This is a genomic window from Streptomyces sp. SAS_272 (assembly GCF_052543235.1).
Window position 1 is genome coordinate 139,701 of record NZ_JBMNDR010000007.1, and the last position, 13,714, is coordinate 153,414.

Genomic DNA, 13,714 nt, shown 5'->3' on the forward strand with positions numbered 1-13,714 from the left:
GCCCGCGTGCCGTGCTCGGCCATGGGCCCCAGTACCGCAGGGCCGCAGAGCCGCCGTACCGCGGGGCCGCCGTACCGCGGGGCCGCCGTACCGCAGGGCCGCAGAGCAGCGGGGCCACGGGCTTCGGCGCGGCGGGCTTCGGTGCGACGGGGTGCGCCGGCACCGAAGCCACAGCCGGCCCAACGGTGGCGCTACTTGCGGTTGTACAGCCGCATCGTCACCGGCCCGAAGACCAGCACGAACAGTCCTGCCCAGCCCAGCGTCCAGGCGATCTCGGCCCCCGGCCAGTCGCCCGCCATCAGGCCGCGCACCGCCGAGGCGAGATGGGTGACCGGGCTGTTGTTGACGAACGCCTGCAGCCATCCCGGCATGGTGTGCGGGTCGACGAACACGTTGGACAGGAAGGTGAGCGGGAAGATCACCATCATGCTGACGCCCATCACCGACTTCTCGGTGCGCAGCAGCAGTCCGAACATCGTCCAGATCCACGAGAACGCGAACGAGAAGACGATCAGCAGGGCGATGCCGGCGACGACTCCCGCGACCCCGCCGTCCGGCCGGTAGCCGAGCACGAGGCCCACGGTCAGCATGACCACGGACGCGATCGCGTAGCGCAGGGCGTCGCCGAGCAGATAGCCGACCATCGTCGACGGCCGCCAGATCGGCAGCGACCGGAAGCGGTCGAAGACGCCCTTCTCGATGTCGGTGTTCACCGAGACGCCCGTGTACATGGTGATCATCACGACCGACATCACCAGGATGCCCGGCAGCAGGAACTGGATGTACTTCTCCGGGGAGCCGGCCAGGGCGCCCCCGAAGAGGTACGTGTACATCAGCACCATCATGATCGGGAAGGCGGTCACGTCGAAGAGCTGCTCCGGGACGTGCTTGATCTTGAGGATCGCCCGCCAGCCGAAGGTCAGGGAGGCGGACAGCGCGCTCGGCCGCGGCGGACGCTCCTTCAAGACGAGGAGGGCGGCCAGCGACTCGGCGCTGACGGGCGCGAGGTCCTGGACGTCCGTGGTGGTCGTGGTGCTCATGCCGCCTCCTCGCCTTCCCGGGCCGCCCGGCTGCCCGTGTCGGCCTGTGTGTCGTGTCCGGTGAGGGCGAGGAACACCTCGTCCAGGCTGGGCTGGCCCAGGGAGAAGTTGTCGACGGTGACGCCGGCCCGGGCGAGTTCGCCGAGGGCCCGGGCGGCCTGCTCGGCGGCACCGTCCTGCGCGGCGGCGTTCAGCCGGGCGGTCAGCGCCACGGGGTCCGGCTCGGGCTGGACGTCTGCGTCGAGGGTCAGCCGCAGCACCTGCTCGGCCGTCGTCCGCTGGCCGGCGTCGCGCAGCCGCAGATGGACGGACCCGGCGCCGACGGACGCCTTCAGTTCGCCCTTCGTCCCCTCGGCGATGACCCGGCCCCGGTCGATGACGGCGATCCGGGACGCCAGCTGGTCGGCCTCGTCGAGATACTGGGTGGTCAGCAGCACGGTGGTGCCCTGGGCGACCACCGCCCGCACGATGTCCCAGACCTGGTTGCGGCTGCGCGGGTCGAGCCCCGTGGTCGGCTCGTCGAGGAAGAGCAGGTCGGGCGTGCTGAGGATGGAGGCGGCGATGTCGATGCGGCGCCGCATGCCGCCCGAGTAGTGCTTGACCTGTTTCGCGGCGGCTTCCGCGAGCCCGAACGCGGCCAGGAGCTGGCCGGACCGTTCCCGCGCCGCCTTCTTGCCGTGGCCGAGGAGCCGCCCCAGGAGCACCAGGTTCTCGGTGCCGGTGAGGTCCTCGTCGACGGAGGCGTACTGGCCGGTGAGGCTGACCCGGCCGCGTACCTCGTCTGCCTCCCTGACGACGTCGTGGCCGAAGATCCGGGCCTCACCGCCGTCGGGCCGCAGCAGGGTGGCGAGCATCTTGACGGTGGTGGTCTTGCCGGCGCCGTTCGGGCCGAGGAGGCCGTAGACCGTGCCGGTGGGCACGGTGAGGTCGACGCCGTCCACCGCCCTGGTGCCGCCGAACGTCTTCACCAGGCCCGCGGTCTCGATCGCCGGACCGGCGGTGTGATCGCTCATGGGGTTCCTTCCGCGTACTCGGCTACGCATGGGAAGACCTTTACCTTCGCCGGAACTCATCGGTGATCGCACGTGGGTTTTCGCCGGAGGCCCACCCGTCGCCGGCTGCGGATCATGACCGGAGGGGGCCGGACCGTGGTCGGAGGGGGCCGGACCATGATCGAAGGCGGCGGACGGGGGAGGAGTAGCGTCGCCCCCATGTATGCGATCACGATTCCCGAACCCGGTGGTCCAGAGGCGCTGGTCTGGGACGAGGTCCCCGATCCCGTACCCGGCGAGGGCGAGGTCCTGGTCGAGGTGGTGGCCGGCGCCGTCAACCGCGCCGACATCCTGCAGCGGCAGGGCTTCTACGACCCGCCGCCCGGGGCCTCCCGCCACCCGGGCCTGGAGTGCTCCGGCCGGATCGCCGCGCTCGGCCCGGGGGTGTCCGGCTGGAACGTCGGCGACGAGGTGTGCGCGCTGCTCGCGGGCGGCGGATACGCACAGCGGGTCGCCGTGCCGGCCGGCCAGCTGCTGCCCGTGCCGCAGGGCGTCGGCCTGCGGCAGGCCGCCGCGCTCCCCGAGGTCACCAGCACCGTCTGGTCGAACGTCTTCATGATCGCCCACCTCCGGCCGGGCGAGACGCTGCTGGTGCACGGCGGGTCCAGTGGCATCGGCACGATGGCGATCCAGCTGGCCAAGGCCTTCGGCGCGAAGGTCGCCGTCACCGCGGGCACCGCCGAGAAGCTGGACCGGTGCGCCGGGCTGGGCGCCGACATCCTGATCAACTACCGCGAGCAGGACTTCGTCGCGGAGCTGAAGAAGGCCACCGACGGCGCGGGCGCCGATGTCATTCTCGACAACATGGGCGCGAAGTACCTCGACCGCAACGTGCAGGCCCTCGCCGTCAACGGCAGGCTCGCGATCATCGGCATGCAGGGCGGCGTCAAGGCGGAGCTGAACATCGGCATGCTCCTCGGGAAGCGGGCCGCCGTCAGCGCGACGTCGCTGCGGGCCCGGCCGCGGGGAGAGAAGGCCGCCATCGTGGCGGCCGTGCGCGAGCACGTGTGGCCGCTGCTCGCGGCCGGCCATGTGCGCCCCGTCGTCGACTGCGAACTGCCGATGAGTGAGGCCGCCGCCGCCCACCGCGTGGTCGAGGAGAGCGGCCATGTCGGCAAGGTTCTGCTGATCGCCCCCTGAGGGCGGCCCGCAGCCCGTGCGGCCGCGGCTGTCCGCGCCGCAGGGCCGCGGCTATCCGCGCCGCAGGCGCAGGGCCGCGAGAGCGAGGGCGATGCCGAGGCCGATGAGGACGAGGCCGCTGCCGAGCGGCAGGATCTGCAGCACGGGACCGTCGGCCCGCTCCCCCTGGGCGGCCGCCTGCCGTACGTCGTCCCGCGGCGCGGCCGGTGTCGCGGGAACGGCGGCTTCCGGCGACGCGGACGCGGCGTCGTCGCCGGTGTCGCCGTCCCCGGCCTCCACGTCGCCGGCGCTCGCCTCGTCCGGGTCGTCGGGCAGCGCGCCCACACCGGAGGCGTCGTCCGCCTCCTCGGCCGCCCGCCCGGGGCGCTGCCGGCCTTCGCCCGCCCGGCTGCCCGCCCGGTCCGGTTCACGGGAGGAGGCGGACTGGGACGGGGAAGCGGCTTGCGGCGCGACGGCGTGCGCCGGGGCGGCCGCGTACGACGCACCGCCGCCCGGCAGCAGCAGGCACACACCCGCCAGGGCCAACGCCCCCGTCGCCGCCGGGGTCCGCATCGGCGTGGCCGAGCGCCGCGTCCGCTTCCGTACGCGCACCGTCGCGCGCCCTCGATCGCCGGTACGCGTCGCGCCCGACGTCCGCTGCCATGGAGTCACGTCCGTGACCCCCTCCCAGTACCCGGCCGCCCTGAGGAGACCTAGTCGCCAAGAAAGGACGCGACAAGCCTCACATTCGTGAAATCGCGCCGCATTCCGGAATCCGCCGAACGGGAACTCCGGGCGTCTGTCGCGGGGGCGGCACGATGACGGGGCGGAGCGTGCGCGAGAATGGCGGCATGGAGATGTCGAGGAACGAAAGGTCGCCGGAGAACGCCCAGAAGATCCTGGTCGTCGGCCAGGACGGCATGGCGCTGGGCGGCATCGACGCCGACGAGGACTCCCGTGAGATCCCGGTGACGGAGCAGGTCGAGCAGCCCGCGAAGGTGATGCGCATCGGCAGCATGATCAAGCAACTGCTCGAGGAGGTGCGCGCGGCTCCTCTGGACGAGGCGAGCCGGGTCCGGCTGAAGGAGATCCACTCGAGCTCGGTGAAGGAGCTGGAGGACGGCCTGGCGCCGGAACTGGTCGAGGAACTGGAGCGGCTCTCCCTGCCGTTCAACGAGGAGTCGACCCCGAGCGACGCGGAGCTGCGCATCGCGCAGGCCCAGTTGGTCGGCTGGCTCGAGGGCCTCTTCCACGGCATTCAGACCACCCTCTTCGCGCAGCAGATGGCCGCCCGCGCCCAGCTGGAGCAGATGCGCCGCGCCCTGCCGCCGGGCGTCGGCCACGAGGGCGGCGACGACCCGCGCGCGGGCGGCCGCACCGGCGGACCGTACCTGTAGAACCCGACCACCCGAACCGACGGCACGAGAAGAGGGGCCCGGCGTCCTGGACGCCGGGCCCCTCTTCTCGTGCTCCTGCCTCGACCGGTGCGTCAGGACGCCGGGTTGCCGGTGGACACCTTCAGCTCGATCTCGGGCATGTCCTTCGGGTCGACGTCCGTGCCGGCGGAGGGGAACTGGTCCATGATCGCCCCGTCGCCGTACGTGTTCTCGTCCATTTTCGTGATCTTGATGTTCCAGCCTGCGGCCTGGAAGCACTCCTTGACCGAGCCGATGTACTTGAACTTGAAGTCCGGGACCTGGATCTTGTCGGGGTCGTTGTACGACTCCCGGGGCTCGGAGCACTCCGTCGCATCGATCGTCTTGCTGGGGTCAGGCGCGCGGTAGCCCGCAGCCTTGGTCGCCGAGGGCGAGGCGCTGGTCCCGCCGCCCTTGGCGTCGTCGCCGTCCCCGTTCGTGGCGAGGCTGCCGATGAGGCCGCCGACGGCCACCACGGCCACCACCGCCGAGCAGATGAACACGGCCTTGCTCCGCCGGCGGCTGCCGCCCGGGGCCACCGTTGCCGAGGCCTGCGGGCTCAGGTGGTACCCGGGCGGGGTGGGCGGCTGCTGGTGGTTGTACGCCGGCGCCGGCGTCTGATAGCCGCCCTGCTGCGGGTAGCCGTAGGAGGGGGACGGCGTCGTGCCGTACGGGTTCGGGTTCGGCGCGGGCTGGTAGGGCGTCTGGACGTTTCCCTGCGGTGCCGGGGTGCCCTGGCCGACCGGCGGGAACACCGCGGAGCCGACGCCCGCGCCGCTCGCCGTGTGCGCGCCCGGCACGATGCTCGGCGGGGCCGGCTGGAAGGACGCGGCGACGCGCAGGCACTCGTCGCGCATGGCGACCGCGGTCGGAAAACGCTCGTTCGGGTTCTTCTTCAGCGCGCGGGCGACGAGCGCGTCGACGGCCGGCGGCAGCGCCCGATTGATCGACGAGGGAGCCACCGGCTCCTCCTGCACGTGCGCGTACGCGATCGCAAGCGGCGAATCCGCCTCGAACGGCAGCCGGCCGGTGACCAGCTGGAACAGCATGATGCCGACCGAGTAGAGGTCGGACCGGGCGTCCACGCCGCGGCCCAGGGCCTGTTCGGGCGAGAGGTACTGCGGGGTGCCGACCACCATGCCGGTCTGCGTCATCGAGGTGACGCCGGACTGCATCGCGCGCGCGATGCCGAAGTCCATCACCTTGACCACGCCGCGCTTGGTCATCATCACGTTGCCGGGCTTGATGTCGCGGTGGACCAGCCCCATCTCGTGGCTGATCTCCAGTGCCGCCAGCACGTCGGCGGTGATCTTCAGCGCCTTGTCGGCGGGCATCGCGCCCTGCTGCCGCACGTCCTCGTCGAGCACCGAGCCGAGTGGGCGCCCCTCGACGTACTCCATGACGATGTACGGGGTCGTCAGCCCCTCGACCTCGTCCTCGCCGGTGTCGAAGACGGAGACGATGTTGGTGTGCGTGAGCTTGGCCACGGCCTGGGCCTCGCGGCGGAACCGCTCGCGGAAGGCCTGCTCGCGGCCCAGCTCGGTGTGCAGGGTCTTGACCGCGACCTGCCGGTCGAGCACGGCGTCGTAGGCGAGGTGCACCGAGGCCATGCCGCCCTCGCCGAGCAGGTCGCGCAGCTGATAGCGGCCGGCGGCGAGCGCCCGCCCCGCGTACCGGCCTTGCCCGCCGTCGTGGCTCATCTTCTGCGTCCCCCGTAGGCCTTCGGCACCCGTTGACTGCCGTTGATCCAAAGTGCTATTCCCGGCCAAGTCTGCCGCAGGGCACCGACACGTCAAGTTCGGTGCCCGTTCCGTGACCCTACGAGAAAGAAGCGTCGCGGAAGCGTTACAGCAGTCGTACGGCAGGTACACAGGATTTGCACGCCGGCACGGGGTGGGGGTTGCATGACGCGTCCGTCCCGGACCCGATCCCGGGCCCGTCCGGCGCGTCATCATGGCGATCGTCCCGGACCGGAGGATTGCGCGGAGGCTGTAGCGTGGCCGACGGAGACCGTGACAACACCGCGCGCACCGCGGGCAGAAACGACGGCGAGGACTGATGGCACAGCAGCGCGCTCAGGGCCCGTCCGACCCCGAGGCGACTGGCGGCGGTATGTCAGATGCGCCGGAGAACTGGGGCAACGGAGGGCTCGTCGGAGACGGCCGGTACCGGCTGACCCGCAGACTCGGCCGGGGCGGCATGGCCGAGGTGTTCGCAGCCGAGGACGTGCGTCTCGGACGCACCGTCGCGGTCAAGCTGCTGCGCGCCGATCTGGCCGAGGACCCGGTGTCCAAGGCCCGCTTCACGCGTGAGGCCCAGTCGGTGGCCGGTCTCAACCACCACTCGATCGTCGCCGTGTACGACTCCGGCGAGGACTTCGTGGGCGGCCAGAGCGTGCCGTACATCGTGATGGAGATCGTCGAGGGACGCACCATCCGCGACCTCCTCCTCAACGCCGAGGCGCCCGGGCCCGAGCAGGCCCTGATCATCACCTCCGGCGTGCTCGAGGCGCTCGCCTACTCGCACCAGCACGGCATCGTGCACCGCGACATCAAGCCGGCGAACGTGATCATCACGCACAACGGCGCGGTCAAGGTGATGGACTTCGGCATCGCGCGCGCCCTGCACGGCGCGTCCACGACGATGACGCAGACCGGCATGGTCATGGGCACGCCGCAGTACCTCTCCCCGGAGCAGGCTCTCGGCAAGGCCGTCGACCACCGCTCGGACCTGTACGCGACGGGCTGTCTGCTCTACGAACTGCTCGCGCTGCGTCCCCCCTTCACCGGTGAGACGCCGCTGTCGGTGGTCTACCAGCACGTCCAGGACATCCCGGTGCCGCCGTCGCACACCTCGGGGGGCGAGTGCCCGCCGGAACTCGACGGGCTCGTCATGCGCTCGCTGGCGAAGGACCCCGACGACCGTTTCCAGACGGCGGAGGAGATGCGCGGCCTCGTCCAGTACGGGCTGCAGATGCTGTACGACCAGGGCGGGCACACCGGCACCTGGAACACCGGACCCGTGGGCGTCGCCGACGGCCGTGGCGCGTCCTCCGGCGGCTTCGCGAGCACCACCGTGCTGCCGCACGGCGCGGACGGCTCCCACACCTCGCAGATCCCGCAGCCGATCCTGCCCACCGGCTACGGCGGCGGTGACGACGGCGGTTTCGAGGGCCACGGCAACAGGGGCAGCGGCCGCGGCAAGCTGTGGATCCTCGCCGTCTTCGCGGTGATCGCCATCGCCGCGGGTGTCGCGCTCGCGCTGAACAACAAGGGGGACGGCACCGGCGGCGGCGGGAGCAGCACGTCGCCGTCCGTCTCGGCGACCGCTTCGGACGACTCCCCGAGCGCGGAGCCGAGCGACGAGGAGACCGACACGTCCACGGGCGACAGCACGGACGACGGCACGGGATCCAACGACAACCACAACTACTCGCCGTCGTACAAGCCGTCGCGCACCGCGTCCTCCTCGCCGTCCCCGTCGGTCAGCGACGAACCGACCGACGACGAGACGGACACCCAGCCGTCGGACAAGCCGTCCGATCCGCAGACCGATCCGAGTCCCCCGGCCTCGCCGGACCCGACGGGCGGCGCGGACCAGGGCACCACCACCCTCGGCGGCGCAGGCCTCGGCAACTGAACGACCCGGGACGGCCGGCGGTGGCCCGTGGGCGGCGCCGGTGTCCCGGTCACCCGGTCCCTGGTCACCCGGTCCCCGGTCACCCGGTGAACGCGCCGCGGACCGCGTCGTACTCCCTTGTCCACCAGACGGCCAGCGCGGAGGCCGCCGGGAACTGCGGGTCCGCGCGGGTGTCCCCGCGCTCGTAGTGCCAGCGCAGCATCCAGAAGTCGTTGAGGCGCTCCCACCAGACGCGGTGCACGGCCGCCGCGAGTTCGCAGGGCGCGGCGCCGGTCGCGCGCCGGTACGCGCGTGCGTACGCCCTCGCCTTCGGCAGGTCGAGCGTGCCGTCGGGCCGGACGAAGAAGATCGCGGCGGCGCGGACGGCCTCCTCCGCGCGGGGCTGCACGCCGAGCCGGTCCCAGTCGACGATGGCGGCGGGGGCGTCCCCGCGGTAGAGCAGGTTGAAGGGGTGGAAGTCCCCGTGCACCCAGCCGACCGGCCCGGTGTGCGGAGGTCGCCGGTCCGCGTGCCGTTCCAGCAGCGTGCGGCGCTCCAGGAGGCGGTGGCGGGCGAGCTCGTCGAAGGCGTCGGCGGGGCGACGGCGGTGCACGCGCGTGAGGAGGTCGTCGATGAGGACGAAGGTGTCGGCGGGGTCCGCGCTCGGCTGGGCGGACACCTGGGGGCCGCGCGCCGGAGCGCGCTGCGCGCAGGGAGTGCGATCCGGCGCGCGCGCCGTGCGCATCACGTGCTCCAGGCTGGCGTGCACCACCCCCAGCAGCGCCCCCAGCCGGCTGCACTGGCCTGCGGTGAGCTGGGCGCCGTGGCGGTGCCGGCCCTCGACCCAGGGGTGCAGGGCGTAGACGCGGCCGCCGACGACGGAGACCGTGCGCCCGTCGTGGGCGGGCAGCGGGGGAGCGACCGGGACGCCGAGGGCGGCCAGCCGCTCGGTGACCCGGTGCTGGCGGGCGACGCAGACGGGGTCGGCGGTGTCGGGGTCGAAATGGTGCTTGAGGAAGTAGCGGCCGCGGGTGGTGCGCAGCCGGTATCCGCGGTTGAGCAGGCCTTCGTCAACGGGTTCGCAGGCCAGCGCGGCACCGCAGGCGTACCGGCGGAGCAGAGCGCTCAAAAGGGGCGCATGGGGCATGGGCGGTGGTACACAGGAGCGCGGCACGCGCCCGATGCTAGGGCACGGAGCGAGGCTGTGAACTGGGCGTTGTCACAGACAGTCACGAGCTGTCACCCGAGGTCAACACGTGTCACAGGCGGTCGCCGGTGATCGCGGCGGGGTGCCCGCAGGTGGCGTCCAACGGTGTTCGAAGGCGCCCGGAGGCGCGCGGCGGAGCCCGTTACCCCACCCGGTCTCACATACTGACTCTTCCCGTGGCCTGGGTGGCCGGGTTAACGTGCCGTTGCTCCGGCCTCCTGCAAGGCTGTGACCAGGGTCCTTCCCGACTTTGCCGATTTACTTGGAAATCCAAGCAAAAACGCAGGTCAGGAGGGGTTTCACAAGTATGTGGAGCACTGGGTAACGTGATGACTGCAGGGCGCTCGCCGGGGCACCTGTCACGCCTGTTCCGGCCGAGCGGCACCCACCCCGTGCACGGGTGTCGGAAACAGGTGAGCCGCTCCCCCAGGCTCCCAAAGAGCCGGGGGACCCCCAGCCACCCGGCAACCCCGGGGGCCGGAACGACGGAGGAGCACACGTGACCGTGGAGAGCACTGCCGCGCGCAAGCCGCGACGCAGCGCCGGAAGCAAGGCCGGCGGCACCGGCACCGGGCGCACCACCCGCGCCGGCGCCGGGAAGAGCGCCGAGCCCGAGCTCGTGCAGCTGCTGACGCCGGAGGGCAAGCGGGTCAAGAACGCGAAGAACGCCGAGTTCAACCAGTACGTCGCCGGCGTCACCGCCGAAGACCTCCGCGGCCTGTACCGCGACATGGTGCTCACCCGTCGCTTCGACGCCGAGGCCACCTCCCTGCAGCGTCAGGGCGAACTCGGTCTGTGGGCCTCGCTGCTCGGCCAGGAGGCCGCCCAGATCGGCTCGGGCCGGGCCCTGCGCGACGACGACTACGTCTTCCCCACCTACCGCGAGCACGGCGTCGCATGGTGCCGGGGCGTCGACCCGACCAACCTGCTCGGCATGTTCCGTGGCGTCAACAACGGCGGCTGGGACCCCAACGGCAACAACTTCCACCTCTACACGATCGTCATCGGCTCCCAGACGCTGCACGCGACCGGGTACGCGATGGGCGTCGCCATGGACGGCGCGGACAGCGCGGTGATCGCCTACTTCGGCGACGGCGCCTCCAGCCAGGGCGACGTGGCGGAGTCCTTCACCTTCTCCGCCGTCTACAACGCTCCGGTCGTGTTCTTCTGCCAGAACAACCAGTGGGCGATCTCCGAGCCCACCGAGAAGCAGACCCGCGTCCCGCTCTACCAGCGCGCACAGGGCTACGGCTTCCCGGGCGTCCGCGTCGACGGCAACGACGTCCTCGCCTGCCTCGCGGTCACCCGGTGGGCGCTGGAGCGCGCCCGCAACGGCGAGGGCCCCACCCTCGTCGAGGCGTACACGTACCGCATGGGCGCGCACACCACCTCCGACGACCCCACCAAGTACCGGGCCGACGAGGAGCGCGAGTCCTGGGAGGCGAAGGACCCGATCCTGCGCCTGCGCCGCCACCTCGAGGCGTCAAACCACACGGACGAGGGATTCTTCGCGGAACTCGAGGCCGAGAGCGAGGCGTTGGGAAGGCGAGTGCGCGAAGCGGTCCGCGCCATGCCGGACCCGGACCACTTCGCCATCTTCGAGAACGTGTACGCGGACGGACATGCGCTCGTCGACGAGGAGCGCGCGCAGTTCGCCGCGTACCAGGAGTCGTTCGCGACGGAGTCCGACAGCGGCTTCGCCGCGGGTACGGGGGGAAACTGACATGGCGGACAGCGTGAGCACCAAGAACCTGGCCCTGGCCAAGGCGATCAACGAGTCGCTGCGCCGCGCCCTCGAGACGGACCCCAAGGTCCTCGTCATGGGCGAGGACGTCGGCAAGCTCGGCGGCGTCTTCCGCGTCACGGACGGCCTGCAGAAGGACTTCGGCGAGAGCCGCGTCATCGACACCCCGCTCGCCGAGTCGGGCATCGTCGGCACCGCGATCGGCATGGCCCTGCGCGGCTACCGCCCGGTCGTGGAGATCCAGTTCGACGGCTTCGTCTTCCCGGCCTACGACCAGATCGTCACCCAGCTCGCGAAGATGCACGCGCGCTCGCTGGGCAAGGTCAAGATGCCGGTCGTCGTCCGCATCCCCTACGGCGGCGGCATCGGCGCGGTCGAGCACCACTCGGAGTCCCCCGAGGCGCTCTTCGCGCACGTGTCGGGCCTGAAGATCGTCTCCCCGTCCAACGCCTCCGACGCGTACTGGATGATGCAGCAGGCCATCCAGAGCGACGACCCGGTGATCTTCTTCGAGCCGAAGCGGCGCTACTGGGACAAGGGCGAGGTCAACACCGAGGCGATCCCGGGACCGCTGCACAAGGCCCAGGTCGTCCGCGAGGGCACGGACCTGACGCTGGTCGCCTACGGCCCGATGGTGAAGCTCTGCCAGGAGGTCGCCGCCGCGGCCGCCGAGGAGGGCAAGAACCTGGAGGTCCTGGACCTGCGCTCGGTCTCCCCGCTGGACTTCGACTCGATCCAGACGTCGGTGGAGAAGACCCGCCGCCTGGTCGTGGTCCACGAGGCGCCGGTGTTCTTCGGATCGGGCGCGGAGATCGCCGCCCGGATCACGGAGCGCTGCTTCTACCACCTGGAGGCGCCGGTCCTGCGGGTCGGCGGCTATCACGCCCCGTACCCGCCGGCGCGCCTGGAGGAGGAGTACCTGCCTGGCCTGGACCGGGTGCTCGACGCCGTCGACCGTGCCCTGGCGTACTGAGGAGAGGGTCGTGACGACGATGACGGAAGCGTCCGTACGCGAGTTCAAGATGCCCGACGTGGGCGAGGGGCTCACCGAGGCCGAGATCCTCAAGTGGTACGTCCAGCCCGGCGACACGGTGACGGACGGGCAGGTGGTGTGCGAGGTCGAGACGGCCAAGGCCGCCGTGGAACTGCCCATCCCCTACGACGGGGTGGTGCGCGAGCTGCGCTTCCCCGAGGGCGCCACGGTCGACGTGGGCATGTCGATCATCGCGGTCGACGTGGCGGGCGGGGCCGGCGGCGCCGGAGCGCTCGCCGCCCCGGCCGCCCCCCCGGTCGCCGAGGTGCCCGCGCAGGCCGCCGTGCAGACGCCGGCCGCCCCGGAGAAGCAGCCCGCGGCGCAGCCGGCGTCGAAGCCGGTCGGCTCGGGCCGTCAGCCGGTGCTGGTCGGGTACGGCGTGGCCGCGTCCTCCACCAAGCGCCGTCCGCGCAAGGGCCCGGAGATCACGGTCGCACGGGTCCCGGACACGCTCCAGGCCGAGCTCAACGGCCACGGCACGGCGCCCGCCCTGAAGGAGCGGCCGCTGGCCAAGCCGCCGGTCCGCAAGCTCGCCAAGGATCTGGGCGTCGACCTCGCCACGGTGGTCCCGTCCGGCCCGGGCGGCGTCATCACCCGCGAGGACGTCCACGCGGCGGCAGCCCCGACGGCTCCCGCGGCCCCGGCCGCACCGGCGGCCGAGCCCGCGTCGCCGCAGACGCAGGCTCCGGTCACCGCCACCGCGCCGACGACGGCGGCTCCCGCGCCCTCGTACGACACGGCTCGCGAGACCCGGGTCCCGGTCAAGGGCGTCCGCAAGGCGACGGCGGCGGCGATGGTCGGCTCGGCCTTCACCGCGCCGCACGTCACGGAGTTCGTGACGATCGACGTGACGCGCACGCTGAAGCTCGTGGAGGAGCTCAAGCAGGACAAGGACCTTGAGGGTCTCAGGGTCAACCCGCTCCTCCTCATCGCCAAGGCTCTGCTGGTCGCCATCAGGCGCAACCCGGAGATCAACGCCTCGTGGGACGAGGCGGCGCAGGAGATCGTGGTCAAGCACTACGTCAACCTGGGCATCGCGGCCGCCACGCCGCGGGGGCTGCTGGTCCCCAACATCAAGGACGCCCACGCCAAGACCCTGCCGGAGCTGGCGGAGTCGCTGGGCGACCTGGTGTCGACGGCGCGGGAGGGGAAGACCTCCCCCGCCGCCATGCAGGGCGGCACGGTGACCATCACCAACGTCGGCGTCTTCGGCATCGACACCGGCACGCCGATCCTGAACCCCGGCGAGTCCGCGATCCTCGCGGTCGGCGCGATCAAGCTCCAGCCGTGGGTCCACAAGGGCAAGGTGAAGCCCCGCCAGGTCACGACGCTGGCGCTCAGCTTCGACCACCGCCTGGTCGACGGCGAGCTGGGCTCCAAGGTGCTGGCCGACCTGGCGGCGATCCTGGAGCAGCCGAAGAGACTGATCACCTGGGGCTGAGCGGCAGGGCCTCTGCGCGGGGAGCCGCGCCCCGGACATCCGGGG

At 71.9% G+C, this 13,714-nt stretch carries 11 protein-coding genes; 6 read left to right on the forward strand and 5 right to left on the reverse strand.

What is annotated here, in order from left to right; genetic code table 11:
• Positions 1-191: 191 nt before the first annotated feature.
• On the reverse strand, positions 192-1,040 hold the full coding sequence (locus tag ACN6LD_RS07765) for an ABC transporter permease (RefSeq protein ID WP_319186750.1): 849 nt from the start codon (positions 1,038-1,040) through the stop codon (positions 192-194).
• Positions 1,037-2,053: an ATP-binding cassette domain-containing protein gene (locus ACN6LD_RS07770; protein WP_445042760.1), complete on the reverse strand. Its 1,017-nt coding sequence runs from the start codon at positions 2,051-2,053 to the stop codon at positions 1,037-1,039. Before ACN6LD_RS07770 ends, ACN6LD_RS07765 begins: the two co-directional genes overlap by 4 nt.
• Before the next feature lie 198 nt (positions 2,054-2,251).
• On the opposite strand from ACN6LD_RS07770, the gene ACN6LD_RS07775 reads away from it, so the two are divergent.
• Positions 2,252-3,232 (forward strand): NAD(P)H-quinone oxidoreductase, encoded by a 981-nt coding sequence (locus ACN6LD_RS07775; protein ID WP_319186748.1) that lies wholly within the window; start codon positions 2,252-2,254, stop codon positions 3,230-3,232.
• Positions 3,233-3,283: 51 nt separating this feature from the next.
• On the opposite strand, the gene ACN6LD_RS07780 is transcribed toward ACN6LD_RS07775, so the two are convergent.
• Positions 3,284-3,823, reverse strand: a complete 540-nt coding sequence (locus tag ACN6LD_RS07780) for a hypothetical protein (RefSeq protein WP_445042761.1) — start codon at positions 3,821-3,823, stop codon at positions 3,284-3,286.
• A 239-nt stretch (positions 3,824-4,062) separates the two neighbouring features.
• Between ACN6LD_RS07780 and ACN6LD_RS07785 the strand changes: the two genes are divergently transcribed.
• On the forward strand, positions 4,063-4,608 hold the full coding sequence (locus tag ACN6LD_RS07785) for a bacterial proteasome activator family protein (protein WP_319186746.1): 546 nt from the start codon (positions 4,063-4,065) through the stop codon (positions 4,606-4,608).
• Positions 4,609-4,700: 92 nt separating this feature from the next.
• Here ACN6LD_RS07785 and ACN6LD_RS07790 read toward each other — a convergent pair whose 3' ends face one another.
• The gene (locus ACN6LD_RS07790; protein WP_445042762.1) at positions 4,701-6,326 is read right to left on the reverse strand and encodes a protein kinase domain-containing protein; all 1,626 of its coding nucleotides are present in this window, start codon (positions 6,324-6,326) and stop codon (positions 4,701-4,703) included.
• Between the two features lie 412 nt (positions 6,327-6,738).
• On the opposite strand from ACN6LD_RS07790, the gene ACN6LD_RS07795 reads away from it, so the two are divergent.
• A complete protein-coding gene (locus tag ACN6LD_RS07795) occupies positions 6,739-8,265 on the forward strand; it encodes a protein kinase domain-containing protein (protein ID WP_445042763.1) in 1,527 nt (508 codons plus the stop codon).
• A gap of 79 nt (positions 8,266-8,344) precedes the next feature.
• Here the strand turns inward: ACN6LD_RS07795 and ACN6LD_RS07800 are convergent, their stop codons facing one another.
• Positions 8,345-9,391, reverse strand: coding sequence for a phosphotransferase (locus tag ACN6LD_RS07800; protein ID WP_445042764.1), 1,047 nt, complete (start codon positions 9,389-9,391; stop codon positions 8,345-8,347).
• Positions 9,392-9,950: 559 nt separating this feature from the next.
• Here ACN6LD_RS07800 and pdhA point away from each other — a divergent pair.
• From pdhA to ACN6LD_RS07815, 3 genes are read left to right on the forward strand one after another with little or no spacing between them, the layout of a single operon-like run.
• Positions 9,951-11,174: a pyruvate dehydrogenase (acetyl-transferring) E1 component subunit alpha gene (gene pdhA, locus ACN6LD_RS07805; RefSeq protein ID WP_319186743.1), complete on the forward strand. Its 1,224-nt coding sequence runs from the start codon at positions 9,951-9,953 to the stop codon at positions 11,172-11,174.
• Position 11,175: 1 nt separating this feature from the next.
• Positions 11,176-12,168 (forward strand): alpha-ketoacid dehydrogenase subunit beta, encoded by a 993-nt coding sequence (locus ACN6LD_RS07810; protein WP_057578047.1) that lies wholly within the window; start codon positions 11,176-11,178, stop codon positions 12,166-12,168.
• 10 nt (positions 12,169-12,178) lie between these two features.
• Complete coding sequence (locus ACN6LD_RS07815) at positions 12,179-13,669, forward strand: dihydrolipoamide acetyltransferase family protein (RefSeq protein ID WP_445042765.1); 1,491 nt, start codon at positions 12,179-12,181, stop codon at positions 13,667-13,669.
• The last annotated feature ends 45 nt before the right edge of the window (positions 13,670-13,714 follow it).

Excerpts from the sequence above, each read along its gene's own strand:
- ACN6LD_RS07770 (WP_445042760.1), bottom strand. The coding sequence starts at position 2,053 with ATGAGCGATCACACCGCCGGTCCGGCGATCGAGACCGCGGGCCTGGTG.
- ACN6LD_RS07795 (WP_445042763.1), top strand. The coding sequence starts at position 6,739 with ATGTCAGATGCGCCGGAGAACTGGGGCAACGGAGGGCTCGTCGGAGAC.
- ACN6LD_RS07790 (WP_445042762.1), bottom strand. The coding sequence starts at position 6,326 with ATGAGCCACGACGGCGGGCAAGGCCGGTACGCGGGGCGGGCGCTCGCC.
- ACN6LD_RS07800 (WP_445042764.1), bottom strand. The coding sequence starts at position 9,391 with ATGCCCCATGCGCCCCTTTTGAGCGCTCTGCTCCGCCGGTACGCCTGC.
- ACN6LD_RS07765 (WP_319186750.1), bottom strand. The coding sequence starts at position 1,040 with ATGAGCACCACGACCACCACGGACGTCCAGGACCTCGCGCCCGTCAGC.
- ACN6LD_RS07775 (WP_319186748.1), top strand. The coding sequence starts at position 2,252 with ATGTATGCGATCACGATTCCCGAACCCGGTGGTCCAGAGGCGCTGGTC.
- ACN6LD_RS07810 (WP_057578047.1), top strand. The coding sequence starts at position 11,176 with ATGGCGGACAGCGTGAGCACCAAGAACCTGGCCCTGGCCAAGGCGATC.
- ACN6LD_RS07785 (WP_319186746.1), top strand. The coding sequence starts at position 4,063 with ATGGAGATGTCGAGGAACGAAAGGTCGCCGGAGAACGCCCAGAAGATC.